The sequence below is a fragment of the Citrobacter sp. TBCS-14 genome (assembly GCF_005280805.1).
Taxonomy (GTDB): Bacteria; Pseudomonadota; Gammaproteobacteria; order Enterobacterales; family Enterobacteriaceae; genus Citrobacter; species Citrobacter gillenii.
This window is the reverse complement of sequence record NZ_SZWM01000501.1, coordinates 1-374: the sequence shown is the minus strand read 5'-3', so window position 1 is coordinate 374 and position 374 is coordinate 1. Positions and strand designations below refer to the sequence as shown.

The window sequence follows — 374 nt, the reverse complement described above, 5'->3', positions numbered from 1 at the left end:
ATTGAATTTTTACGCAATACCAACCGTATTCTTGGCGAACAGGTGCCGGGTGCGGTGAGCATGGCGGAAGAGTCCACTGATTTTGCTGGCGTTTCAAGACCGCAGGACATGGGCGGTTTAGGGTTCTGGTATAAGTGGAACCTCGGCTGGATGCACGACACGCTGGACTACATGAAACTGGACCCGGTTCATCGTCAGTACCATCACGACAAGCTGACCTTCGGTATGCTGTACAACTACACCGAAAACTTTGTCCTGCCGCTGTCGCATGACGAAGTGGTACACGGTAAAAAATCCATTCTCGATCGCATGCCGGGAGACGCATGGCAGAAGTTTGCCAACCTGCGCGCCTACTACGGCTGGATGTGGGCCTT

The 374-nt window shown here is 53.2% G+C and carries 1 pseudogene; it reads left to right on the top strand.

Annotated features, from left to right (window positions below):
• A pseudogene (locus FDX22_RS19550) lies at window positions 1-374 on the top strand (1,4-alpha-glucan branching enzyme); the annotation flags it as partial.